The organism is Massilia rhizosphaerae (assembly GCF_016093545.1).
GTDB classification, from domain to species: Bacteria; Pseudomonadota; Gammaproteobacteria; order Burkholderiales; family Burkholderiaceae_D; genus Telluria; species Telluria rhizosphaerae.
The window spans coordinates 139637-165954 of the sequence record NZ_JADKYX010000018.1 but is presented as its reverse complement, the minus strand read 5'-3'; the positions used below and the strand labels follow the sequence as shown (position 1 = coordinate 165954).

Below are 26318 nucleotides of genomic sequence, written 5' to 3'. Positions count from 1 at the left end.
TCTTCATGTCGTCATGCCCTTGCGATTGAAACATGGGAGAGCTTCCGGATGGAGACGGCCGTGCTTCACCAGTCAATCGCGTCAGAAAGCAATCGTTGTAGCGGATCGAAAGGATGCACATGAACGCTAATCGCGTGCGCGATGTCGTGATTGTCGGCGGCGGTACGGCCGGTTGGATGACGGCGGCCGCCTTGTCGCGCCTGCTGCCAGAGGGATATCGTCTGCGCCTGATCGAATCCGACGAAATATCGACGATCGGCGTCGGTGAGGCCACCATCCCGAATATTCGCAATTACAATGATGCGCTCGGCATCGATGAGGATGATTTCGTCCGCAACACGCAAGGCACGTTCAAGCTCGGAATCGAATTCGTCGACTGGAAAAATATCGGGGAGTCATATGTTCATGGCTTCGGCAAGATCGGGCGAGATCTCGGTCTACTCAAATTTTATCAATATTGGCTGAAGTTGCATCAGGCTGGCGAGGCGCCCGATCTCGGCGAATTCTCGATCAATACGCTGGCGCCGCGCCATGCCAAGTTCATGCGCGACGTCCAGAGCGTTCCAGACTCGCCGGTGGCGGACATCGGCTACGCTTTCCATTTCGACGCCGGCTTGTATGCCCGATATCTGCGCCGCTTTAGCGAAGCACGCGGCGTTGTCCGTATCGAAGGAAAGATCGTCGATACGCGCCTGCGTGCCGAGGACGGCTTCATTGAAGCTGTCGTCATGGAGAATGGCGAGCAAATCGCCGGGGATTTGTTCGTGGATTGTTCCGGTATGGCGGGACTGTTGATCGAAAAGGCTTTGCACACGGGCTTCGAGGACTGGAGCCAATGGTTGCCGTGCAATCACGCGATTGCCGTGCCCTGCGAGTCGGTCGATCCATTGTTGCCATACACGCGGTCAACCGCGCGTGCGGCTGGTTGGCAATGGCGCATTCCCTTGCAACATCGGATCGGAAACGGCCACGTCTTTTCGAGCGATTTCATGGATCCCGGGACGGCCGAAGAGATTCTGATGCGCAATCTCGACGGCAAGCCGCTCGCCGCGCCGCGCCATATTCGCTTTACCACAGGAAAGCGGAAAAAGGGATGGAATAAGAATTGCGTAGCAATCGGATTGTCGGGCGGTTTTCTCGAGCCGCTCGAGTCTACCAGTATTCACCTGATCCAGACGGCAATCGCTCGCCTGGTCGAATTCTTCCCGGATAAAACGTTCGATAGTTCCGATATCGATGCTTTCAACGCTCAGGTCGATTTTGAATACGAGAACATCCGCGACTTCCTTATCCTGCATTACAAGTTGAATGAGCGGACGGATTCAGCGTTCTGGGCTTATTGCCGCGACATGGCGATTCCGGTAACATTGCGGGACAAGATTGACCTGTTTCAAAGTCACGGCCGAATCGTGCGCGCGAGCGAGGAATTGTTTACCGACGTCAGCTGGGTGCAGGTGATGCATGGCCAAGGGCTCCGGCCGCGCAGCTATCATCCGCTGGTCGATCAGCGCTCGAACGATGAGGTCCGCAAATTCGTCACCGACATTCAGGCAGTCATCCGGAAATGCGTGGATGTCATGCCCACGCATGCGGAATTCATTCGCAACCACTGTGCCGCTCCGGCGGCGAATCCGGCCTGGTATTCCGGATTAGTTAGTTAATTTCGAGGGAATCGTGGCCACGATCAAGGATGTTGCCCGACTCGCGAACGTTGGTGCGGCAACAGCGTCGCGTGTCGTTAGCGGGAAAGGTTCGGTGTCGCCGGCGACGCTCGAACGCGTCAAGAAGGCGATCGAACAATTGGATTATCGTCCGTCGCATGCGGCACGATCACTGCTGTCCGGATCGTCGAAGATGATCGGTGTCTACATTCCGGCGTTGAAGGGGACGTTTTTCGCGCCCATCCTTTCAGCGATCGACATGGTGTTGCGGGAGGTCGGCCTGAACACGGTCGTTGCGTTCGGCTCAGGGGCTGGCGATGGGCGACGCCAGGCAATTGACGGCATCGAATTCCTGTTGGCGCGCGGCTGCGACGGCATCATCGTGATGACCGGTGCGCTCTCCGACGAGGATATCCTGGCGTTCGTCAAGAAAGAGTCGCGCATGGTCGTCATGAATCAACATTTGAACGGCATCCCCGATCAGTGTTTTGCAATTGACCACCGGCACGGGGGCGTACTCGCGGCGCGTGCGTTCCTGGAGCATGGCCATCGTCGGATCGCCATTATCAAAGGCCCGTCGACTTCTCCCGACAACGTCGAGCGCGTCGACGGATTTCTTTCGGAGTTGGCGGCGAATGGCATCGACGTGTCGGGCATATGGATGACTGAGCGCGACTTCGCGATCGAGGGCGGCCTGGATGGGGCGAGGGAGCTGCTGGCGTCCGGATACAAGTTTACCGCGCTTTTTTGTGCCAACGATGAAATGGCGGCCGGCGCGATATCGCATTTCCATGTATCGGGTATCGCGGTGCCGCGCGACGTCTCGGTCGTCGGTTACGACGACACGCCGCTCGCGGAGTTCTTGGCGCCGCCGCTGACGACCGTACATATTCCCTGGCGCGAAGTCGTCATTAGCGCGGTCAACGCGTTGCTCAACCATTGTTATCAGTTGAGGCGGCCGGTCGAACGGCGATTCCCGATCAGCATGACGTATCGCGATTCGCTGGCAAAAGCGCCGGATCTTGGGCCGGCAGAGGCTTAACCGCCGAACTGGCGTGGGTGAATTCTCTAGAAAACGACAGGCAGCATCGCTGGTATTGACATTGAGCAGAATGTGTATCTATACTGCTTACTAAGATTGGAATCGATTCCAATCACATTCGGATCGACCGCTTCGCACAGGCGATCCCAGGTGATATTTCGATTCTTTCGATTTTCGTGACGGTTGGGATGCATCCGGAAACTGAGATGAAAGGGCAGTCTCAGGTTGCATGACGTGAGACCGTCCTATGCATTCGATCAAAAGTGGAATGCATTCCATTTGCCGTCGCCCCCGATGGCAAGGCGGAGAGGGCAACGACGGGACCGATCGCTCCAGCCAGTTGCTTTTCGAATATTTGGCACGCTGCTTTGATAATCGTTATCTCGATGGATCGAAAGCAGTTAATCTCAAAAGAAATTGGAATCGATTCCAATTTCGTGTTGTAAAACGTGAACACGGTGCCGGAATGCAGATGTCCGGTGCCGCAAGCGATTTGCCGACCGGACGAACGGTCGGCCTGAACGCCGCGATTCTGGTCATCTGCCGCAACATTAATATCAATACCGAAGGAGACAGGGTATGCCTACCACTGAGGGCCGTTTGTCCAAACGCGCCGAGATGTATCAAACAAACAAGAAATCCGCTGGGCCCGCTTGCTTTCGCTTGCGGCCGATTGCAGCGGTGTGCGCAGGTCTGCTCGGCGGAACCCTGACCCTGGCCCAAGCCCCAGCGCTGGCGCAACAGGCGGACAATACGAGCTCAGGTCAATCGCAGGGCGCACCGGAGGTGCAGTCCGTGGTCGTGACGGGCATTCGTGCCGGTATCGAAGGCTCGATCAATAAAAAGAAGAACTCTGACTCGATCATTGAAGCGATCACGTCGGAAGACATCGGCAAACTTCCGGATGTCAGTATCGCTGAAGCCATGGCACGTATGCCGGGCCTGGCGGCGCAACAAGTCAACGGCCGTGCACAAGTCATCGCCATTCGCGGCCTCGCTCCGGATTTCGCGGGTACCGTTCTGAACGGTCGCGAGCAGGCATCGGTCGGCACCAATCGCGGCGTGGAATTCGACCAGTATCCCGCCGAGTTGGTGTCGGCAGTCGTCGTCTACAAGACGCCGGACGCGGCCTTGCTTGGACAGGGTTTGTCGGGTACGGTGGATCTGGACACGGTGCGGCCGCTGGCGTTCCGTCAGCGCAATGTCGTTGTGAACGTCCGTGGTGAACATAATTCCCTCGGTGATCAAAATCATGGTTACGGAGGAACGTCGGCGAATGGCAAGCGCTATAGCCTTTCGTATATCGACCAGTTCGCGGACCGGACCATCGGTCTCGCCATCGGTTATGCACACCTGGACGCGCCGGGGCAGCAGCACGAGTACCAGACATGGGGCTGGCAGACGGATAGTAACTGTATCGCGCACCAGACCGATTGGGGCTGCCGTCCCGTTTCCGGTACGAGCCCGGGCGACGCTTATTACCTGTCCGGCTTCCAGACCGAGGCCCTTTCGCGCAACGACAAACGCGATGGTCTCATGGCCTCTCTCGAGTACCGGCCGAACAGCGATCTGCACAGCACCCTGGATCTGTATTACTCGAAGTTCAAGCAAGTCGAGGTCATGCGCGGCTTAATGGGAAGTATCGGCGACGGTTGGGGCGCGCCAAGCAGTACGTTCAGCAATGTCGGCACCACGGACGTCGGTGGCCAGTCGGTCGTCACGTCGGTGACCTCCGGCTTCGTCCCCAACGTGGTCATTCGCAACGACTTCAACCGGCGCGACGATGCGTTGAAATCGGCCGGGTGGAATATCGACAAGAGGGTCGGCGATTGGCATGCGATTGCCGATCTGAGCTACTCGAGCGCCCGCCGCGCCGAATCCATCTACGAAACCTACTCCGGTCCGGCCACTTCGCCGACCTTGTCCCTCGTTACGCCGACAGACCCCGGCTTCCCGACGTTTTCATTCTCGTCTTCCCTGTCGGACCCCGGAATCATCAAGCTGACCGATGCCGCAGGCTGGGGCGGCAAGACGCCCCAACTGGGCAGAAAGCAATTCAATACGCAGAATGACACCATCCGTGCGGTCAGGCTGCATGGAACACGAGAGGTCGATTGGGGCGTCTTCAACAATATCGATGTCGGCGTCAATGTCACGCGCCGCGACAAGACGCGCGATTTCAGCGTGTATTTTGCGCGGATGGCGGACGGCTCGCTGAGCCAGCAAGTGTCGCCGTCTTTGCTGACTACGCCAACTTCGCTCGGCTTCGTCGGCGTTCCGTCGGTCCTGAGCTATGACGTCAACGCCGTCACCGACCAATACTATACCCTGGAGCGCAACCTGAGCCTTGGTCCGGGCGGGGACTATGGCAAGATCTTCGGCGTGCATGAGAAGATTTCTACCGCGTACGTCAAGCTGGACATCGACACTACGGTCGGCAAGATACCGGTGCAAGGCAACGTCGGCGTCCAGGCCGTGCACAGCAAGCAGGATTCCACTGCGTACGCGTTCGATGCCCAGGGACACCCCATCGGCACCATCGATCCAGGCGCGTCGTATAACGACTACTTGCCGAGCCTGAACTTGGCGGCGGACATCGGCGGCAATCGCAAGCTTCGCCTTGGCCTGGCGAAGACCATGGCGCGACCACGCATCGACGACATGAATGCGTCGGCTTCGGTTGGCGTGGACCCGACCTCCCACCAATGGTCCGGTGGGGGCGGCAACCCGAAACTGCAGCCCTGGCGCGCGAAATCGTTTGACCTGTCGCTGGAACAATATATCGGCAAGCGCAGCTATCTAGCCGGCGCATTCTTCTACAAGAAGCTCGACAGCTACATCTACCAATCCACCATTCCGTACGACTTCAGCGGCTTCATCAATCCGACGCCGGCAGTGGTGCCGGCCTCCAATATCGGTCCGTACTCGACGCAGACGAATGGCAAGGGTGGACGTGTGCGCGGCGTCGAATTGAGCGCGACGCTCGATGGCGGGCTGTTGCATCCTGCGTTGTCGGGTTTCGGCGTGATCGCAACGACTTCTTATACCGACAGTTCCATCAAGGTGAGCGGTCCCAATTCGACCGAGGCTTGGCAGACGTTGCCAGGGTTGTCGAAAGTGGTAGCGGGCCTGACCTTGTACTACGAGAACAACGGCTATTCGTTCCGGATCAGCGATCGCTATCGTTCGGACTATCGCGGAGAGTACGCTTACCTGTTCGGATCCACTTCTCTGTACCGGACGCTGGCTCAGAACAAGATCGACCTGCAGGCGAGTTATGAGCTTCAGGGCGGACCAGCCAAGGGCTTGCAGTTCCTGTTCCAGGTGGGGAATGTCACCAATGCGCCTGATCGCAGTATCCAGGACGGCACCGGCTTTAATGGAATTGCGCAGCCGAAGGACTACAACACCTACGGCCGGCAAATCCTCTTGGGCATGAACTACAAGTTCCACTGATAACGCGTACCGCGACCCGTCTGTCCGCAGGCCGTACGGCTTGCGGACAGGGGGCTCTGCTTTGGGGATCGAACAATGTCACTAAAACAACTGCGGCGCGTCGTCATTGTCGGCGGCGGTTCGGCGGGGTGGATGGTTGCGGCCGCGCTGTCCAGACTCTTGCTGCGCGACGATGGGCGCCAACACTGGACGATCGAATTGATCGAATCCGAGGAGATCGGTACCGTCGGTGTCGGCGAGGGAACGATTCCGGCGATCAGGGCATTCAATTCGGCGCTGGGCATCAGCGAAGACGAGTTTGTTCGGGAAACGAAGGGAACGTTCAAGCTCGGTATCGAATTCGTCGGCTGGAATGCACCGGGCAGCCGATATTTTCACGGGTTCAGCGACATCGGACGGCCGATCGATGGGGTGTCATTCCATCAGTACTGGCTGCGCTTGCGCAAGGCCGGACTCGCTCATGATTTCGCGGAATACTCGATCAATTCGGTAGCGGCCCTTCAGGGCCGTTTCATGCGGCCACTGCAGGATATGGCGCACTCGCCCCTCGGCGAGATAGGTCATGCATTTCATTTCGATGCGAACCTGTATGGCCGCTATTTGCGGCGACGCGCCGAGCAGCAGGGCGTCGTGCGGACCGAAGGCCGTATCGGCGAGGTCTTGCGCGATCCGCTCAATGAAAACATCGCGGGACTGCGCCTGACCGATGGCCGGCTGATCGAGGGCGATTTGTTCATCGATTGTTCCGGCATGCGCGCGCTACTGATCGAGCAAACCTGCGCGGCTGGCTTCGAGGATTGGTCGCATTGGTTGCCGTGCGATCGCGCGCTCGCCGTGCCGTCGGAATCGGCCATGCCGCTGTTGCCGTACACGCGCTCGACTGCGCGTTCCGCGGGCTGGCAATGGCGGATACCACTGCAGCACCGCATCGGCAATGGCCACGTGTATTCGAGCGCCTTCATGCAGGACGGCGAAGCGGCCGATGTGCTGCTGCGTACTCTCGACGGCAAGCCGCTGGCCGAGCCGCGATTGATCCGGTTTGCCGCCGGCCGCAGGAAGCGCACCTGGGTCGGCAACTGCGTCGCCATCGGCATGTCGAGCGGCTTCGTCGAGCCGCTGGAATCGACCAGCATTCACCTGGTCCAGTCGGCCATTACGCGGTTGATGGACCTGTTTCCTCATGCGGGCCTCGACGCCGCCGACATCGCCGCGTACAACCGCCAGACGCAGTTCGAACTCGAGCGGATTCGCGACTTCATCATTCTGCATTACAAGCTCACGACGCGCGCCGATTCGCCATTCTGGAACTATTGCCGGCAGATGCCGATTCCCGACACGTTGGCCGAAAAGTTGGAGCTGTTTGCCGCCAATGCGCGGATCTATCGGGCCGACACGGAACTGTTCCGCGAAGCGAGCTGGGTCCAGGTCATGCTTGGACAAGGTCTGGTCCCGAATGGCTATCACCCTGTCTGCGATATCCATCCCCTGCAGCGGCTGCAGGCGTTTGCCGACGATGTCCGCGACGTCGTGCGCCGTTGCGTGGCCACCATGCCGATGCATGAGGATTTCGTCGCCGGCTCTTGCCGGGCACGGGACGAAGATCACTTCACCGTGCCGGCATAGGCAGCGGCCGCCCGGTCTTTCGCCAACCGCCTGGGCGTCGTCCCGTCATTGCGGGCGCCTCCTTGGTCGCCATCCGCGGATGACGCGGCGTGGAACCCATTTACATTCACCATGAAAATACGACATTCAATTCTTGCTTCAATGCTGGCGCTCATCTCCTCCTCCGCAAGCACCGCGTTTGCGGATTCGTCAACCGCCCAACTCGCCGATTGGCCGCGCGTCACGAGTGCAATCGCTACCGACCCGGCACTCGAAGCCCGGGTGGCAGCCATCGTGTCGGGCATGACGCTCGAACAGAAAATCGGCCAGATGACGCAGGCCGAAATCAAGACGGCATCGCCCGACGATGTACGCCGCTACTATCTCGGCTCCGTGCTGAATGGCGGCGGCAGTTGGCCGGGCGGGAACAAGCATGCGACCGCGGCACAGTGGCTGGCCTTGGCCGATCGCTATTACGAGGCTTCGGTGTCCACCGACATGAAAGTCAAGGTGCCCGTCATCTGGGGCATCGATGCGATTCACGGTAACAGCAACGTCTTTGGCGCGACACAGTTCCCGCACAATATCGGCCTCGGGGCGGCCCATGACAGCCGCCTCGTCGGCCGGATCGGCGAGGCGGTCGGCAAGGCGACGCGTGCGACCGGTATCGCCTGGGTCTTTGCGCCGACCCTGGCCGTCGTGCGCGATGTTCGCTGGGGACGAACCTACGAGAGCTTTTCCGAGGACGGCAGGCTGGTGAACGAGTATGCCCGCGCCTACGTGAAAGGATTGCAGGGCACGTTTGCCGCCGACCGTAACGTCATCGCGACCGCAAAACATTTCATCGGCGACGGCGGTACGGACGGCGGCAAGGACCAGGGCGACAACAAATCGACCAGGGCGCAGATGATCAACATCCACGGCCAGGGCTATTACGGCGCATTGGCCGCCGGCGCACAGACCGTCATGGCGTCCTACAACAGCTGGAACGATGTCGCAGCCGGCGTCGACTACGGCAAGATGCACGGCTCGAAGGACATGCTCACCGACGTCCTCAAGACCAAGATCGGCTTCGACGGATTCGTCGTCTCCGACTGGAACGGGATCGGGCAAGTGCCCGGCTGCAGCAACGCCAGTTGCGCCCAGGCGATCAATGCCGGCATCGACATGGTCATGGTGCCGGACGACTGGAAAGCCTTCATCGCCAATACCGCCGACCAGGTCAGGAAAGGCGAGATCCCGATGTCGCGTATCGACGACGCCGTGACGCGCATCGTTCGGGTGAAGTTGCGTGCAGGTTTGTTCGGCAGGAAGCCGTCGGACAACCGTTACGCCGGCAAGCAGGAGTCCTTGCAAGCGCGCGCGTTGGCGCGCGAAGCCGTACGCAAATCGCTCGTCCTGCTGAAGAACGATGGCGCGGCATTGCCCCTTGCACGCGGCCGCCGGGTTCTGGTGGTGGGCAAGAGTGCCGACAGTCTGCCGAACCAGACCGGTGGCTGGACGCTCACGTGGCAGGGAACCGACAACAGGAACAGCGATTTTCCGAACGGCGATACGATCCTTGCCGGCATCGTCGAGGCGGTCGGCAGTTCCAACGTCACCTACAGCGCCGATGCGTCCGGTATCGACCCGTCCCGATTCGACGTCGTGATCGCCGTCATCGGCGAGACGCCTTATGCGGAAGGCGCCGGCGACATCGGCGCGACTGGCACGCTGCGCCACACGAGCCGCTACCCTGGCGATCTCGCGGTCCTGCAGGCGGTTGCTGGCAAGGGTAAACCCGTGGTCACGGTGTTCGTTGCCGGCCGTCCGTTGTACGTCAACGACCTGATGAACCTGTCCGACAGTTTTGTCATGGCATGGCTGCCGGGCACCGAAGGCAAGGGCGTGGCCGATGTCTTGTTCCGCGACGCGAAAGGCAGGATCGCACACGACTTCAACGGCACGTTGTCGTTCACCTGGCCCGGATCGGCATGCCAGGCAAGTATCGATACGGCGCGCAACGGTCATGACACCTTGTTCGCGCGCGGATACGGGCTGAATTACCGCAGCACCAAGACCGTCGGCAAGCTCGACGTCCGCTATCCGGCCGGCGGCTGCGGCACGAGCAATGCCTATCCGATCTTCACCCAGGCCGAACATGCGACCTGGCCGCTGTATGTCGTCAGCGGCGCGCAGCGCGTGGCGCTGGGTTCCGATTTGAACAAGGCCGTCGTGCTGCCGACCATCCGGGTCGATACGGTGCAGGTCAACACGCAGCAGGATGCGAAGCTGGTGACCTGGACGGGTGCCGGGCGCATCGAAGCGAAGCCCTCCACCGCAATGGCGCTTCCCGATTTCGCCACGAAAGATGGCGTGCTCCAGTTCGATACCTCGGTCAAGAAGGCGCCAGCCGGGAAGGTCACGATGGCGCTTGGCTGCGGCGAGAAATGTGGCGGCGAAGTGAACTTGACTGACGTGTTCACGCGCCTCGCAACGCTGCCCAAGGCAACAGTCAAGATTCCGCTCGCCTGCTTCGTCGCGCAAGGCGCCGACCTGACGAAAGTGGACTCGCTGTTCGGCATCTCGACGGATGGGCCGTTTGCGGCCGCGTTCACCAATATCCAGATCGTCGGCGGCGCCGCCAAGGACAAGGACGCGCTGCGTTGCGAGGAGATGCGATGAAAGCCTACGACGATGGCCCGCGTCTCCTGGCGGATGTGGGCGGGACCAACGCGCGCTTCGCTCTCGAGACGGGACCTCGGTCGATCGAGGCCGTCGCAGTGCTTCGTTGCGACGACTTCGAGAATTTGCATGCGGCGATACGTGCCTACCTGACGCAGGTTGCCGATGTCGTCGGCCGGTACGGACCCGTGCGCCACGCCGCCATCGCGATCGCTAACCCGGTCGACGGCGACGTGGTCAATATGGTGAACAGGCACTGGAGTTTCTCGGTCGAGGCCGTGCGTGCGGAAGCGGCATTGGAAACGCTGCTCGTCGAGAACGACTTCGCGGCGCTGGCGATGGCACTGCCGCATCTCGACTCCGGTCAGTACCGGCAGGTGGGCAGCGGGGTCGGCCAGCGCGGACGTCCGCTCGGGCTGATCGGTCCCGGCACGGGGCTCGGCGTGGCCGGGCTGATCCCGATCGGCCCGGGTTGGGTGCCGTTGCCGAGTGAAGCGGGGCACGCGACCTTCGCGCCCGCGGATGACGTCGAGGTCGATCTTCTGCGCGCGTTGTGGAACGAGCGCGGGCATGTCTCCTGCGAGCGCCTGCTTTCCGGTTCGGGGCTCGAGGCGATCCATCGCGTGCTGTCGGGAAGCGACCTTCCCGCACACGAAATTACCCGCGCGGCGCTCGACGGCGACAGCGCCGTGTGTATCGAGGCGGTGATGCGTTTTTGCGCCATCCTCGGCACCGTTGCCGGCAACGTCGCGCTCGCGTTCGGCGCAACCGGAGGCGTGTACATCGGCGGCGGTATTGTCCCGCGCTTCGGCGCGTTGTTCGATCGATCGCCATTTCGTGCACGGTTCGAGGACAAGGGGCGCATGAATTCCTTCGTGGCGCCGATTCCGACCTATCTGATCACCGAGAAGTATCCAGCCTTTCCCGGTATCTCGGCCATGCTCGCCGAGCGTTTGGTCAGCCAGCAATAATCACAGGAGCTCGATATGGGTTTTGCGTCAAATACATCCACCACCGCAACGGTCCCGAACGATGTTGCCGGGACGTCGCACAAGCGCACGGGACCGCTGGTCATCGTCACCATCCTGTTTTTCATGTGGGGGCTCCTGACCTCGCTGAACGACGTCCTGATCCCGCATCTGCGGGCAGTCTATACGCTCAGCTACGTGCAGGCGATGCTCGTGCAGTTCTGCTTCTTCGGCGCGTACTTCATCGTGTCGCTGCCGGCCGGCATGTTGATCCGGAAAATCGGCTATCAAAGCGGCGCCGTCGCGGGTCTCGTGATCGCCGCGGCCGGATGCGCCTTGTTCTATCCTGCCGCCACGCGTGGCTATGCGCTGTTTTTGTTCGCATTCTTCGTGCTTGCGGCCGGCATCACGACCTTGCAGGTCGCCGCGAATCCGTACGTGACGGCGTTGGGCGATCCACGCACGGCTTCGAGCAGGTTGACGCTGACCCAGGCATTCAATTCGCTGGGAACGACCGTCGCGCCGACGCTCGGCGGCATGTTGATCCTGTCCGGCGCGGGCGCTCTGGCTGCCGATCGGATCCATCTGCTGCCCGCGGCGCAGCAGGCGCTGTATCGGGCCAAGGAGGCCGCCACGGTCCAGGGGCCGTACCTGGCGCTCGCCGGCACGCTCCTCCTGCTGGCGATCCTGTTCGCGGCTGCACGCCTGCCCCGGATCGTCCACCACGACGACGCGGAGGCGGCCGGCTTGCGCGCGCTCCTGTCCCATCGCAATCTCGTCCTTGGCGCAATCGGGATCTTTCTCTATGTGGGCGGCGAAGTCAGCATCGGCAGCTTCCTGATTAATTTCCTGGGCGACGACACGGTGGCCGGCCTGACGCCCGCGGCGGCGGCGCACTATGTCAGCTACTACTGGGGTGGCGCCATGGTCGGACGTTTCATCGGATTCGCCGTCATGCGCCGCGTCAGTCCTGGGAAGGCGCTGGCGTTCAACGCCGCGTGCGCGATCGCGTTCATCCTGACGGCAATCTTCAGCCATGGACATGTCGCGATGTGGGCGATCCTCGCCGTCGGCTTGTTCAACTCGATCATGTTCCCGACCATCTTCAGCATGGCCCTGCATCGGCTTGGAAACCTGACCGGTCATGCCTCCGGCGTACTGTGCATGGCGATCGTCGGCGGCGCGCTCGTGCCGTTCGCACAAGGCGTCGCGGCCGATAGCGTCGGCTTGCATTGGTCGTTCCTGGTTCCGGCTGCCTGCTACACGTTCATCCTCTATTTCGGTCTCGCACATGCCGGCATGTACCGGGCGGGGCGGGACTGAAGGATACAAAATCAATACGGAGTATTCATGATTAAAACTATGCGGGCGAGAACTATCGTGCTTTCGCTATTGCTTGCGGTTGGCGTGAACGTGGCGCATGGGGCCGAGTCGGCGGACGTTGGCCGGCGCGTGGAACGACTGCTCAAACAAATGACGCTCGAGGAGAAAGTCGGCCAGCTGACTCAATACTCGGCGGAGTCGAAAGCCACAGGGCCCGTCGCCATCAAGTCCAACGTGCGCGACGGGATACGCAGCGGCCGCGTCGGTTCGGTGTTCAGCGTCATCGGCACGAACAGCACGCGCCAGTACCAGGCACTCGCTTTGCAATCGCGCCTGAAGATACCGCTGCTGTTCGGCATGGACGTGATCCACGGCTACAAGACCACCTTCCCGATCCCTCTCGCCGAGGTCGCCAGCTGGGATCTGGACGCGATCCAGCGCAGCGCCCGCGTCGCCGCCACCGAAGCGGCGGCGGGCGGCATCCACTGGACCTTCGCGCCGATGGTCGACATCGCGCGCGATCCGCGCTGGGGGCGCGTCATGGAAGGAGCCGGCGAAGACACCTATCTCGCGTCGCGGGTCGCCGCCGCGCGTGTGAAAGGATTCCAGGGCAGGCAGCTGGGCGACGTCGACGCCGTCATGGCGTGCGTCAAGCATTTTGCGGCTTACGGTGCGGCGGTCGGCGGGCGTGACTATAACAGCGTCGACATGAGCGAGCGCATGTTGTGGGAAACCTATCTGCCGCCATTCAAGGCGGCGCTCGATGCCGGAGCGTCGACGTTCATGACGTCGTTCAATGACCTGAATGGCGTTCCCGCTACGGGCAACAGCCATCTGCTGCGCGATATCCTGAAGGGTAAGTGGCGATTCACCGGCTTTGTCGTCTCGGACTGGAGGTCCGTCGATGAAATGGTCGACCACGGCTACGCGGCCGACAACAAGGACGCGGCGCGGATCGCTCTGACTGCGGGCGTCGACATGGACATGCAGAGCGGTGCCTACCAGGACAATCTGGTGCAACTGGTGCGCGAGAAAAAGGTCAAGCTGGCCGACGTCGACGACGCAGTGCGTCGCGTCCTGCGCAAGAAGTTCGAACTCGGCCTGTTCGAGGATCCCTATAAATTCAGTGACCCCCAGCGCGAACGTCAGGCGTTGAATAATCCGGAACACCGGAAAGCGGCCCGCGACATCGCGGCAGAAAGCATCGTGCTGCTGAAAAACGACGGCGCCGTGCTGCCTTTGTCCAAGTCGGTCAGGAAGCTGGCCCTCATCGGCCCCATGATCAAGCAGGGCGTGGAAAACCACGGCTTCTGGTCCGTCACGGTGCCTGGCGTCGACTACGCGCATCAGGCAGTGTCGACATGGGACGGCATCGCCGCGAAGGTGGGCAAGGACACGACGCTTCTTTACGCCAAAGGCAGCGACATCGAAGGCGAAGACCGTTCGGGATTCGCGGAGGCGGTCCGGGTCGCGGGCGAGGCCGACGCGGTGGTCATCGGCGTCGGCGAACGCTGGGATGCGAGCGGCGAATCGCGGAGCCGTGCCAATCCGACCCTGCCGGGCGTGCAGGAGGATTTGGTCAAGGCCATCGTCGCGACCGGCAAACCGGTGGTGGTCATGATCAACGCCGGCCGCCCGCTCGTGTTCGACTGGGTGGCCGACCACGCCCCTGCCATCCTGTACACGTGGTGGCTGGGCAGCGAAGCGGGCAACGCGGTGGCCGATGTATTGTTCGGTGACGTGAACCCGAGCGCGAAGCTGCCGATGACCTTCCCGCGCAGCGTGGGCCAGATCCCGATCTACTACAACCATTTCAATACCGGCCGGCCGGCGCCGACGCCCACGACGACGGAATGGGTGTCCGGCTACATCGACCTGGTCAATTTGCCGCGTTTTCCCTTCGGTTTCGGCTTGAGCTATACGACGTTTCGTTACGACGATTTGAAACTGGACCGCGAGACGCTGCGCGGCAACGATAAACTGAAAGTCAGAATGAAGCTTACCAATACGGGCAAGGTCGCCGGCGAGGAGGTCGTTCAGCTATACCTTCGCGATCGCGTTGCTTCCGTCGTGCGGCCGGTGAAGGAACTCAAGGGATTTCAAAAGGTAGCGCTGGCGCCGGGCGAAACGAGGACACTGGAATTCACGATCGACAAGGAAAGCCTCTCCTTCTTCAATTCGGCGTTGCGCTGGGACGCCGAGCCGGGTGAATTCGATCTGATGGTCGGCGCATCGTCGGATGATATCCGTCTGCGATCCCGTTTCCAGTATGGTCGCTAGCAGGATGCCTGGGCGGCTGTTGTTTCCGTAAGGCGATTAGAATTACTCAAGCAATCCTGCTTGACGTAAAATTTCGCGGTATGCCTGCGCTGCGCTGCCCGGACGTTTGCGGCAGCGCGGCGGTTGGCCCAATCCAGTGAAATGAGGTTTGCCATCGCCTTGCCGAAGCGCCTGCTCGTGTTGTCGCTTGTGCTTGCGGCCTGCCTGATGGCGTGCCGGGGGCGCCCCGTATCCGATGTGACGGTGATTCGGTTCTGGACCATGGGCCGCGAGGGCGAGGTCATACAGGACTTCGTCGACGAATTCGAGCGTACTCATAAGGGCATACGGATCGACATCCAGCAACTGCCGTGGGCCTCGGCACACGAAAAGCTGCTGACTGCCTTCGCCGGCGATTCCAGCCCCGATATTTGTCAGCTGGGCAATACCTGGATACCGGAATTCGTCGCCCTCGGCGCATTGGAATCGCTCGACGGTCGGGTCGCCGCATCGAGCGCCATTTCAAAGGGAGATTATTTCCCCGGCATATGGGAATCGAATCGCGTAGACGAGCGTTTGTACGGTATCCCGTGGTATGTCGATACGCGGCTGATCTTCTACCGCAAGGACATCCTGGCTTCGGCGGGGTATGCCGCGCCGCCAAGGGACTGGAACGAGTGGAAGCGAGCCATGGCCGCCATCAAGACCAAGGTCGGCCAGGATAAATTTGCCGTGCTGTTGCCTACGGACGAATTCGAGCCATTGCTTGCACTCGCGCTTCAACAGGATGAACCGCTGTTGCGTGCCAATGGACGTTGGGGTAACTTCCGTAGCGCCAGTTTTCGGCGCGCACTGCAGTTCTACAACGAGGCCTTCCAGCACAATTGGGCGCCACGACTGGCCACTGGCCAGGTTTCCAATGTGTGGAATGAGTTCGGCCGCGGCTATTATTCCTTTTATATTTCCGGTCCATGGAACATCGGCGAATTCAAGCGCCGCCTGCCCCCCGGTCTGCAAGACCGCTGGATGACGGCCGCCTTGCCCGGACCGAACGGCCCCGGGGCGTCTATCGCCGGCGGCGCCAGTTTGGCGATCTTCCGCAGTTCGAGGCACAAGGATATTGCTTGGCAACTCGTCGAATTCCTCTCTCGCGTCGATATACAGCGGCGCCTGTTCCATGCCATCGGCGACCTGCCGCCGCGCCGCAGTGCCTGGGATGATCCGGCGCTCGCTGACGACATCTACGCGCGGGCGTTCCGCGACCAGTTGGAGCGTGTGAAGTCGCCGCCAAAGGTGGCGGAATGGGCGCGTATCGCCATCGAAATGCGCCTCGTGGCCGAGGTCATGGTGCATGGAGGCCTGACCGTGGATGAAGCGGCACGGGAACTCGACGCGCGTGTCGACCGGATCCTGGAAAAGCGGCGCTGGATGCTCGATCACGGACGTGTGCCATGAGAATGGAACGTGCGGCATGGTGCTTCGTTGCGCCGGCCTTGATCGCCATCGCGGTGTTCTTCTTGCTGCCGGCACTGACGGCGTTCGCCATCAGTTTGACGGATTTCGATCTCTATGCGCTCTCCAGCCTCAAGAACCTGCGCTTTATCGGACTGCGCAACTACATCGACCTGCTGCAGACGCCGCTGTTCTGGAAAGCACTCGGCAACACGTTGTATTTCGTGGTCGTCGGCGTGCCTTTGTCGATCGCGACATCGCTTGCCGCAGCCGTGCTGCTGCATTCGAAGGCCGCGCGCTTCACATCGTTCTTTCGCACGGCGTTGTTCGCGCCTGTCGTCACATCGCTCGTTGCGGTCGTGGTGATTTGGCGTTACTTATTCCATGCGCGCTACGGGTATATCAATTATGTTCTCGGCGGACTCGGTGTGCCAAGGTTCGACTGGCTCGGCGATCCGCATTGGGCAATGTTCGCCATTATCGTCTTCAGTGTCTGGAAGAATTTCGGCTACAACATGATCATTTTCATCGCCGGCCTGCAAAGCATTTCCGAGGATCTGTACGCCGCCGCGAAACTCGACGGCGCCGGCAATTGGGCGCGGTTCCGCTACATCACGCTGCCGATGCTCGGCCCGACCATTGTGATGGTGAGTATTCTGACCATGGTCGGCTACTTTCAAGTGTTTGCCGAGCCTTACGTCATGACGGGAGGCGGCCCCATGCAAAGCACGGTGAGCGTGCTGTATTTCATGTACGAGCAGGGCTTCAAGTGGTGGAACATCGGATCCGCGTCGGCGATCGCGTTCATGCTGTTCCTGCTGATGTTTTCGATCACGCTGCTGCAGCTCAAATTCACGCGGTTTGGAGACGAACAATGAAACCAGCCTTCGCCAGGGGTGTCAAAGGCGGGCTGGTAAACGCGCTACTGCTCTGTGCCGCGGCATTGACCCTCTTTCCGCTGGCCTGGATGCTGTCGGTATCCTTCATGGCGCCCGGCGAGGCCAGCACCTTCCCGCCGCCGCTCTTGCCCGCACATCCGACATTGGCGAATTATCGCGAGCTGTTCGATCACCACGACATCGGACTTTACCTGCTCAATAGCATGCTGCTGGCGACTGCGGCGACGCTGATTTCGCTCACTTTCAACGTCGCTGCGGGATATGCATTCGCCAAATTGCGATTCTCCGGGCGCAATCGCATCTTCAAGCTGATGCTCGGAATACTCGTGATTCCGGGGCAGGTCACCATGTTGCCGCTTTTTCTCATGTTGAAGAGCGTCGGCCTGGTCAACACGTATGTCGGCGTGTTGGTTCCTTCGATGGTCAGCATCTTCGGCATTTTTCTCGTGCGCCAGTACGCGCTTGGAATTCCCAACGTCCTGCTGGACGCGGCGCGCATCGATGGTGCCAGCGAATTCCGCATTTTTCGCTCGATCGTCCTTCCCTTGCTGGCGCCGATTCTCGTCACGCTCGCGATCTTCAGCTTTCTCGCCAGCTGGAACGACTTCATGTGGCCATTGATCGTATTGGCCGGGAACGAACATTACACGCTTCCGGTGGCATTGGCATCCCTCGCGCGCGAGCATGGCCATGATAACGAAATGATGATGGCCGGCTCGGTCCTGACCGTCGTTCCGGTGCTGCTCCTGTTTATCGGACTTCAACGTTATTACATCCAAGGGATGTTGGTCGGAAGCGTGAAGGGATAATCGGTGGGGGCGATTGGTATCGGTTCGACAAGGACGACGACCGCTGTGCCTACCGCTTGGTAGCGCCAGTGATGGAGAAGTGCAGGCTCGCGGGCCGTCAGCAGATCCCACTCACGGTACCATGTGGCTAATGGCCCAGAGCGGGACGGCGAGCACTATCGGGGTTACCGATCGCGTAGTGCTTGTTATTGCCAGTCGCGGATCAATGAATTTTGTGTGGTATTCCGGATGGTACTGAGCCGAAAGTGCCGTAAAAATACTAATCAATTCACAGGCTTAGCTCAGCCATTGATCATCGAGTGGGAGTGACGGAAATGGTGTAAGTAGTTGATTTTTATATGAATATTTATCGGCTGTTGATTGTTCGATTCGAATAATCAACGGTTTTTTGTTTTCGTTTTGCAATAGGAATTCATCTTTGGCGCTAACGGCGCCGGGAAGACAACCATCGGAAGAGGGGGCAAACAAGTCCCCGTACGCATGCGAACTGTTCGATCACATGTCGGCGATCTCGGATAATGCAATAGTGGGGTTGGTCATTGTGCTTTCCTTTGGTTGAGTTGAGTCTTCGCAAACCCGAATTTACCTCAAGAATCACAATGGCGGCCCCTTCAAGCTACCTTCTCACACGCCGGTTCCGGCGAACTCTTCACACACCACGCTCTGGGGCACCATCCTTGCGCAATATCGAGAAAGACTCGAAGATGCCGCAACGTACTTGGAAGCAGGCTGCCAACCAATTCGCAATCATGTTCGGCGAACGCTTCGCAAACGCAATTACCTAACTACGAATTCTGGCCCCGCACACAGAATTTCTGACAGGTCCGCTACCGCAGGAGCTCACGATTTCCGGCACTCACAAGCTTTTCGGGCCGCCGCTATTGTTTGCCTACGGAATAGAAGTGCTCGAGTTCGCTGCGCCCGATTACATGCTCCGCGTTCCGAGACGTAGACACCAAATCCGCTACCAGTTTGCTCCGCTTGCTGCGATCCCGGCTCGATCCGACCAGTTTGCCTTGCCAGTCATACACCTCGTTCCACTCGCATTGCTCGCAATTGCCGCCATTGAACATCTCAGCGACGATATAGCGCTCGCCGGACGTCGACCGCGTGCACGAAAGTGCGCCGATTTTTTCTTCGACCACTGCCCGCGTGTCGCCGTCGTGCTTCGATGGGCGAAACTCTCGTTTGCCGATTTCCTCGCCATTCGCGTTGTCCAGGACGGTCAGCGACTGACGGGAGCACACCATCAATTCAGGGCTGTAAAGATTACTGCACGTCGCGTCCAGCACGATCTTCCGGTTGTCACAGTCGAGTTCCGCATGTTTGACATATTCGGTGGTAGTCGGCGCCGGTGCCGGTGCCGGTGCCACTGCGGCAGGTTTCGTCGGAGCGGATGCGGCCAATGATGCGGATGCAGCTGCGCTCTGCTCGGCATGCTTATCGGAACAAGCTGCCAGCATGCAAGCGCACAGGATCGCCGCGAGGCGGCAGGAGATTGTGTGATTCATGGCGTTATTGGATGAGGTAATGGTCTTGCGTCGCCTTCAGCGTGGCGCCGCACGTGGTTTTGTCGCCATCGCGCGCGGTCGGCTTGCCGTCGACGATATATGTGGGGCTGCCGCTGTCGATCGTCGTGTCGCCGTGGATCGGGCAACTGACCTTGTCGCCCACGCGTGCGACGGGCTTGCCGTCGACGATCATATTCTCGCAGCCCTCGAGCACCTTGCCGCCGTGTGAGGTCGTATCGTCGACCCGTATCAGCGGACGGCTCATGGACGTCCGACCAGTTTGATGCAACTCTGGGCCGCGTGCTTTGGTTCTCCGTCAGGCAATCGTGCGATGGCCGCCTCGAACTGCTTGCGCAGGGGAGCGGATTTCTTCATGCCCATAAAGACTGACAGCGGGTCGCCCAGTTCAGGGTCGTAGTACAACGAGCACGATGAGCGTATGTCGATCAGCGCTGCGCAACCCGATACATCGGCAAGTGCCGCCATCTTTGTATCGTCCAGGCGTGTCGCGGCCAATTTATTGACGACTTTGGGATCGTCGACGTGCTTGCCGTCCGGTCCGAGGGCCGCGTCGAAAGCTTTGTTGAGTGCACCAAGTATGTCGACCACCGCCTGGTGCCCGACCTTGGGTCCGGCCACGCTCTTTACCGGGCAGACAAAGGCCGAGGTCGCGTGGGGGAACTCCTGGGAGCACGCGGCGGTGCAAACAGCGAGGCCGAGCGCGGGGAGTACTGATGATAATTTCATGTTATTCCTTGAACCAGATGCCGGAGACTTTGTAGCTGACCGGAATGGATCTACCGACAGGGGACACCATTGTCACCTCGTCGGTGCGGTAGGTGGGATGCTCGGTAAAGTGATCGCTGACGTAGCCCGTCTCGGTCTTGATTTCGATGTGTCCGTAGATTGTCTTGCCGTTGTGCTCCTGCTTTTCCACCGGGTGATAGATGATGATGGATCCGACGGGCGCTGTGTTGAGGTTGGTGCCCGGTGTCGTCTCCAGCAGATTCCGGAACCCTTCCGCGGCAAGAGAAGGGCCGAAATCTTTGGCCGCAATGACGCCCGGATACGTGTGGATCATCTTGGTCGCCAACAACGCGCGCTTGACGTACTTCAGGCATAAATGTTGCGACTTTGGGTGCGCATGCTTCATCGCGTAGGCGATGGCCGCCGCCACGCCCCCCGAGGGCGGCGCCATGACGTTTGCCACAGGGTGCTGGCTGTCCGGATCGCGCCGCTCCTTTACGACAGCTCTTCCGGGCGGTGCGACCGGAGGGGTTGCCGGTTTGTGCGTCGGCGCCGACGCGCGGGACACGCCCGCATTCTTTGGCGGCAGCTTCAGGATCTGGCCGGGAAAGATGACGTAAGGTTTTTCGATTCCGTTCAGTTTGCAGAGTTCCTGGTAGGTCGTCCCATGGTCGCGCGCTATGCGCGACACCGTTTCGCCCGATCCCACCTTGTGCGTGTCGGGAGCGTGTGCCGCCACGGCTGCCTTGGGTTCGTGCAGATGCGTCTTCAACGGCACCCGATCCTTCGGGGCGACGAGCGTCCAGGCGGATTCAAGTTTGTCGATCGCCAGGTCCGCCAGGTACTTGAACGTGCCGTCGACCTTCTTGATGTAGACGGCGATCGGACCGAAATCCGGGTTGGCCATGAACGTCGGCAGCATGCCGTGCTCATTGGTTTTGAGGACGGCCGATTGGTTGTTCTGCGCAAGCTTGATTTCGGCGCCGGCGATGGCCTGTCCGTTCGGGTCCAGGATCGTGAGCACATGGCCGGCGATCAGTGCCTTCTCGTAGATCGCGGCCAGCGGCGCGAATTTGTCGGTGGCCAATTGCGTGCCGCCATATTCACCAAAGGGACCGTCGTGGTGGTACTTGTAGACGAAGTAGTCCGGTTTCTTCTTCTTGAGCGCGATCGCTTCGTTCTCCTTGAAATACCCGATCAATGCCTTGATGCTGGAGTCGATTTCGAAGCGGTTCTGTGAATTCAGGCCGAAAGCTTCTCCCGTATTCTTGACGAACTGACCCAAGCCTGCGGCGGATGTCGTGCCGGCTGCCGCGTCCGGGTTGAAGCCCGATTCAATCTTCGCCATGGCGAGCAGCATCGCCATGCGTCGCACTGTGAAGCCGTCGGCTTTGGCGGCGACGATGATGGCGTCGATGACCTTGCGCTGGACCTCATGCGAGGCATCGCCCCAGATGCGCGAATTGCCTGCCAGACGGCCTGGCCGAGTGTCGATAGGCACCTCATAGGCGGACCAGTCGACGATCTGTTCCTTGCGGTAGCCCTTGCCCTTTTTGGAGTAAAAGACGTTGTAGTCGATCGCCATTATCTATCGGTTCGCTCTTGGTAGAAACCCGTCAGGGGCTCCTGTTTGAGCACCCGCCTGATCTGTTTGTCCCGAAGCGCTTCCAAGGCCGCGGTGAGTGCGGGGCTCTTGCGGCTGCGGTCGCGCGTACTTCCCAGCAGGGCGCCGTCCATCGAATACACGTCGGTCCATTCGCATTGTGGACAATTGCCGCCGTTAAACATCGACGCGACGATGAATTGTTGCTTGTCCTTGGTTTCGATGCAGCTGAGGGCGCCGACCTTTTCTTCGATCGCTGGGTAGTCGTCGCCCTCTTCTATTGGCATGGGCGTGAATACCCGCGTGCCCAGCGTCTTGCCGCCTTCTCCGGAAAAACGCAACGACTGCCGGGTGCAGGCAAGTGTGCGGCCGGCATAGACAAAACAGTCAGCCTGCAATTCGACGCGACGGTCTGCACATTGCAGCGCCGCGTGTTTCGACTGCAGCGGTGCGGCGGCCAGGGCCGGAAGTGATAGAGCGGCAGCGAGCGCGGCCATCAGCAGGTGTTTATTGTTCAGTATCTGGAACATGCTTTTATGTCCTTGTATTGTTGAGCGATTACGCGCCGTCGCTACGGGCTTCGCCACGCATCTCCGACGGCAATTCATCCAGCTCGACCGCGAACGGCTCGGACTGCGACAGCGCCGTCCACGTGTCGGTATCGGTGACTACGACCTCGGCGGCTTCGGATGTTTCCACGTTAGGCGCCGTGACGACTCCTGCGCTTGCGCGCTGCGCCTTGGCGCGCTCGAACAGCCCATGAATGTCGTGCGGGAGCGTGGTACCTGGCGTCCAGCGGCCGCCGAGCGCGGCGAGGAGCCTGGCGCAGGCGTCGTTCACTGCGCCATGCAAGGTGTCGACCGCGCCCGCCTTCGCGATAACTTGCTGGTTCAGGGCACCGCGATCACTCACGAGCTCGAGGACAGCGGCGGCCGGCAGTTTCAGGCGCGTTTCGAGCACCGACATTGCAGTCGATTCCGCGTCGATGCGTCCGTCCGGACGGAACAGGCTGTGAGCCATGTCGATCGGCATCGGCAAGCGATTGGCCAGCAGGCCGACACCCACCGGCACGTCCGCACCGTCGGCAGAGGCCATCGCCGGGCTGTCGACGGCGTGATGATCGTCCTGCGCCACCTGCCACTTGCCGCCGTGCATGTCAATCTCGGCATGGAGTTCTTCCATGTCTTCGGTGAACACACGCTCAGACTTGCCTTCGGCGTCGAGCTTGCCGGTCTTGAGGACGGCACCATCCTTGCCGACAATCCTGTATGCGTAGTGGGCTGCCTTGCCACCCAGTTTGTGCAGACTCTCGGCGAGCACCAGTTGCTGGCTGAATTTACCGATGTTCATCTGGCCCCAGAACGGCGTGCTGTCCGGTGCCGGCACACTGCCGCTGTTGATGACTTTCGCTGCACCCAGCTCGATATTGCCTTTGATTTCGTGGGTTTCCTTCGCACCCTTGATCAGGATGTCGCCGCCTTCCGTCAGGACGATGCTGCCTCCTTTCGTCTTCAGCGTGATATCACCCGTCTTGGCCTCAATTGTGATGCCTTTTTGCGAGACCACTTCCGTCCTGCCGTCCTGGACGTGTACGTGGTAATCGCCATGGCTCACGACAGTCGAATGGCCGCCCCGTTCGACGTGCTGGCGCATGCCTTGCGCCGCGCTGAGCGACAGGATCTTGCCTGCCGTGAGGTCGAGGTGGCCGACAGCGTAGTTACCGAGGTCTTCGCCGGCCGCGTGGACGATGCTGCGTGGCGTGCTGGTCGCGACGCCTTCTGGGCCGGTAATGAATACGACGGGCCTTGCCATGGACCAGCTGTGCTCGTTCAGCGATGCGTGGGAGTCGAGTCCTCGATGGCCATGCTTGTTTTCGCCGCGCGCGTCGCTTGCCATCTCGGCCGCCTTGCTGCGGCTCGCGGCGCTGTCCAGCACGGCGCGCAATGTGTCGGCGCCTTCGGTATTGTCCTGCTGGGTTGCCCCCTCGTCATAGGCGGCCTGTGGCCATGCGGTTACGAGCAGCCCCCTGGCCGCGCGCAGCGCACCCCAGCCGTCTGTACGCAGTTCATAGCCTTCGCCCCGGAAATCTCGTCGGCCCTCCGTACCCGTCACGCGGGTCATATAGCCCAGGCTCAGTTGGCTGTGCTGGTGATCCGACGACAGCACAGCCTGGATTTGGCCGTTCGTGTCGTCCAACAGCAGATGATTGTTGCGGTTGCCAGCGCCGAGCCCGCCTTTAAGCTCACTGCTGCGGATGCCGGCCAGGGCGCTTTGTGATGGCAGTTGCCATGGCGCCATGTTCGTACCGTTATAGACGCGGCCTGTAATGATGGGCAGGTCCGGATTGCCGTCGAGCCATTGCACAATGACTTCGTCGCCGATGCGGGGGAGCGCGATCGCGCCGTAGTTGCCGCCGGCCCAGCTTGATGCAACGCGCGCGAAAGCCGAGCTGCGCTCATCGTGGCTGCCTTCGCGGTCCCAGTGGAACTGGACACGGACTCTGCCGTGCTCGTCCGTATGGATCTCTTTTCCCGGCGGACCGACGACGATGGCCGTCTGTGGCCCGGGCATCTTCGTGTCGACGCTGTTGAACCCGCGACCGGGTCGCCACGGCACACTCTTGCGCGTGCATATCATTGTGTTGCGATAATCGGGGGCGGAGTCCGTCCCCTGCAGACAATTGTTCGCGGCACTGTGCTCGACACTAAGGATCAAGAACTCGGCCTTGCGCGGGTCATGGCCGGGCGCGAATGGATCATACTGGAAGTGATCAACCAGCGTGAACGCGCGCCCAGGCAGAGTAAAGCGGTTGTTACCTTCGGCTTCCTGGAGTTTGCAGTGGGATTCGAGTTCCTCCATTCGCAACTGGCCTTTGGCATTGCCGTCGGCCCAGTGCCGGAAACCATAGGCGCCAGCATATTCAAAGGTTTCGATGTGCAGTACATCGCCCTGGTCGGCGATCGTTGGCACTTCTACGACGGTCGGCAGCGGGTGTTTGAAATCGAAACTGCTCAGCACTGTCCGGCCCGCCACGATCCGGCGCGTGGGACTCCACACGCCGATGCCTTCTTCTTCGATTGAACCGCCGTGCTTCTGGAACCGGATCTCGGCGACGGGACTGTCGATGGGCTGCGCCCGCGTCGAGTCGTCGGCGAGGATCAGTTTATGGCCTGTGGCCGTGTGCTCATACCAGTAATACCAGCCCGCGGCTTCCCAGCGCCGATGCAGATAGTTATGGTCGGTCTCGCCGAATTGGCACGCCATCGTCACCGGTGTGTCGTCGCCAACGAGACGGATATCCCAGTCGGCGTGGGCGCCATACTCGGCGAGTACGATTTGCGTCTGCTCGCGCAGTGTCTTGCCGTGGTACAGGTAAGCATTCTTGCGCAGCTTGAGGTAGGCCAGCCATGGCCTGAGGACCATACTGTAGAACGCATACCCGCCGTCGGTCCTGACAAACTTGAAATCGAACACGTACCCGTTGAAATGGCGCACGCTGCCGTCACCCCGCACAAGCTCGATGGTGACCATGCGGCCAAGCACATCCTTTAGGGCGATGCCAGCGTCGTCGGACAATGCTTCGATGGTGTAAGCAAAATCGCGTGACAGGCTTTCGACGGCGTGCAGTCGGTTCGCAAGTAGAGAGGCTGCTGGACCGTCTTCGTGGGGAAAAGACAGCCGCAGGATGCGATTATGCTGCGGGTTGTGCAAGAGATTTGCTAAGTCAGGGAAGCGCAATCCCATCGGATTTCCAATCTTTAAATATTGCCATAGTTAAATATTGCTATATTTTACAATATTTGTAAAACGCACACTGTGGAGTGCGCGAGGTATGGCGACCGTGTGCGGTTACATCTCGCGCTGGACAGCGACGATATCAGATGAGATGTGTCACAAAATTCACGCATTGTTGCGCGGCGAGCTCGTCAGCAAGGAAGTGGACTCAGCGCGTCGCGGACCGTCCAAATGCGATCGGCGTGCCCGGCCGCGTTCTATTTCTTGCAGAATGGAAGTGATGGTGTGGGACGGGCGCAGGCAAGCGGAGTTCAGTGCGGTTGTTTCGTTCGCGATACCATGAATATAGGGCTCGCGGCAGGGATAGCGGCCAAGGAAGGGGTGAAATCGAGATGATGGCCATTGTTGCCGAGTCATGGATCGGTGACCTTGGCATGGTGTCGTGAATGGTACTGCGCCAGGAGTGTCATTAAAATATTAAGCAATTCATAGACTTGGCTCAGCTATTCATCATCGAGTGGGAGTGAAATCAGGTCCTTCGGGGTCTATCGCCAGCTATCGAAAAAACAATTGTAACGTGTTGATTT

Annotated in this window: 18 protein-coding genes; 11 read left to right on the top strand and 7 right to left on the bottom strand. The window is 60.2% G+C overall.

Annotated elements, in window-relative coordinates:
• Positions 1-119 precede the first annotated feature (119 nt).
• The 4 genes from ISF28_RS23090 to ISF28_RS23075 all read left to right on the top strand — a co-directional run bounded on the left by ISF28_RS23090 (position 120) and on the right by ISF28_RS23075 (position 7782).
• Positions 120-1661 (top strand): tryptophan halogenase family protein, encoded by a 1542-nt coding sequence (locus ISF28_RS23090; RefSeq protein ID WP_198119520.1) that lies wholly within the window; start codon positions 120-122, stop codon positions 1659-1661.
• A gap of 13 nt (positions 1662-1674) precedes the next feature.
• Positions 1675-2703 (top strand): LacI family DNA-binding transcriptional regulator, encoded by a 1029-nt coding sequence (locus ISF28_RS23085; protein ID WP_198119519.1) that lies wholly within the window; start codon positions 1675-1677, stop codon positions 2701-2703.
• A gap of 579 nt (positions 2704-3282) precedes the next feature.
• On the top strand, positions 3283-6159 hold the full coding sequence (locus ISF28_RS23080; RefSeq protein ID WP_229519310.1) for a TonB-dependent receptor: 2877 nt from the start codon (positions 3283-3285) through the stop codon (positions 6157-6159).
• Between the two features lie 75 nt (positions 6160-6234).
• Positions 6235-7782, top strand: a complete 1548-nt coding sequence (locus ISF28_RS23075; RefSeq protein ID WP_198119518.1) for a tryptophan halogenase family protein — start codon at positions 6235-6237, stop codon at positions 7780-7782.
• Here ISF28_RS23075 and ISF28_RS30685 read toward each other — a convergent pair.
• Positions 7761-8066, bottom strand: a complete 306-nt coding sequence (locus ISF28_RS30685) for a hypothetical protein (protein WP_229519309.1) — start codon at positions 8064-8066, stop codon at positions 7761-7763. The genes ISF28_RS23075 and ISF28_RS30685 overlap by 22 nt on opposite strands.
• On the opposite strand from ISF28_RS30685, the gene ISF28_RS23070 reads away from it, so the two are divergent.
• From ISF28_RS23070 to ISF28_RS23040, 7 genes are all read left to right on the top strand, one after another.
• On the top strand, positions 8065-10425 hold the full coding sequence (locus tag ISF28_RS23070; RefSeq protein ID WP_229519308.1) for a glycoside hydrolase family 3 protein: 2361 nt from the start codon (positions 8065-8067) through the stop codon (positions 10423-10425). The two genes, ISF28_RS30685 and ISF28_RS23070, sit on opposite strands and share 2 nt — an antisense overlap.
• Positions 10422-11396 (top strand): glucokinase, encoded by a 975-nt coding sequence (locus ISF28_RS23065; RefSeq protein WP_198119516.1) that lies wholly within the window; start codon positions 10422-10424, stop codon positions 11394-11396. Before ISF28_RS23070 ends, ISF28_RS23065 begins: the two co-directional genes overlap by 4 nt.
• Positions 11397-11411: 15 nt before the next feature.
• Complete coding sequence (locus ISF28_RS23060; protein ID WP_198119515.1) at positions 11412-12716, top strand: sugar MFS transporter; 1305 nt, start codon at positions 11412-11414, stop codon at positions 12714-12716.
• Positions 12717-12743: 27 nt separating this feature from the next.
• Positions 12744-14996 (top strand): beta-glucosidase BglX, encoded by a 2253-nt coding sequence (gene bglX, locus ISF28_RS23055; protein ID WP_229519307.1) that lies wholly within the window; start codon positions 12744-12746, stop codon positions 14994-14996.
• Positions 14997-15137: 141 nt separating this feature from the next.
• A complete protein-coding gene (locus ISF28_RS23050) occupies positions 15138-16430 on the top strand; it encodes a sugar ABC transporter substrate-binding protein (protein ID WP_198119514.1) in 1293 nt (430 codons plus the stop codon).
• Positions 16427-17305: a carbohydrate ABC transporter permease gene (locus ISF28_RS23045; RefSeq protein WP_198119513.1), complete on the top strand. Its 879-nt coding sequence runs from the start codon at positions 16427-16429 to the stop codon at positions 17303-17305. Before ISF28_RS23050 ends, ISF28_RS23045 begins: the two co-directional genes overlap by 4 nt.
• The gene (locus tag ISF28_RS23040) at positions 17302-18135 is read left to right on the top strand and encodes a carbohydrate ABC transporter permease (RefSeq protein WP_198119512.1); all 834 of its coding nucleotides are present in this window, start codon (positions 17302-17304) and stop codon (positions 18133-18135) included. The genes ISF28_RS23045 and ISF28_RS23040 overlap by 4 nt, the downstream gene beginning before the upstream one ends.
• An 878-nt stretch (positions 18136-19013) precedes the next feature.
• On the opposite strand, the gene ISF28_RS23035 is transcribed toward ISF28_RS23040, so the two are convergent.
• The 6 genes from ISF28_RS23035 to ISF28_RS23010 are packed head-to-tail and all read right to left on the bottom strand — an operon-like array spanning position 19014 to position 25740.
• Positions 19014-19646 (bottom strand): hypothetical protein, encoded by a 633-nt coding sequence (locus ISF28_RS23035; RefSeq protein ID WP_198119511.1) that lies wholly within the window; start codon positions 19644-19646, stop codon positions 19014-19016.
• 4 nt (positions 19647-19650) lie between these two features.
• A complete protein-coding gene (locus ISF28_RS23030; protein WP_198119510.1) occupies positions 19651-19911 on the bottom strand; it encodes a PAAR domain-containing protein in 261 nt (86 codons plus the stop codon).
• Complete coding sequence (locus tag ISF28_RS23025) at positions 19908-20393, bottom strand: hypothetical protein (protein WP_198119509.1); 486 nt, start codon at positions 20391-20393, stop codon at positions 19908-19910. Before ISF28_RS23025 ends, ISF28_RS23030 begins: the two co-directional genes overlap by 4 nt.
• A 1-nt stretch (position 20394) precedes the next feature.
• Positions 20395-21978, bottom strand: coding sequence for a LysM peptidoglycan-binding domain-containing protein (locus tag ISF28_RS23020; RefSeq protein ID WP_198119508.1), 1584 nt, complete (start codon positions 21976-21978; stop codon positions 20395-20397).
• Positions 21978-22526, bottom strand: a complete 549-nt coding sequence (locus ISF28_RS23015) for a hypothetical protein (RefSeq protein WP_198119507.1) — start codon at positions 22524-22526, stop codon at positions 21978-21980. The genes ISF28_RS23020 and ISF28_RS23015 overlap by 1 nt, the downstream gene beginning before the upstream one ends.
• A gap of 28 nt (positions 22527-22554) precedes the next feature.
• Positions 22555-25740: a type VI secretion system Vgr family protein gene (locus ISF28_RS23010; protein ID WP_198119506.1), complete on the bottom strand. Its 3186-nt coding sequence runs from the start codon at positions 25738-25740 to the stop codon at positions 22555-22557.
• Positions 25741-26318: the final 578 nt, after the last annotated feature.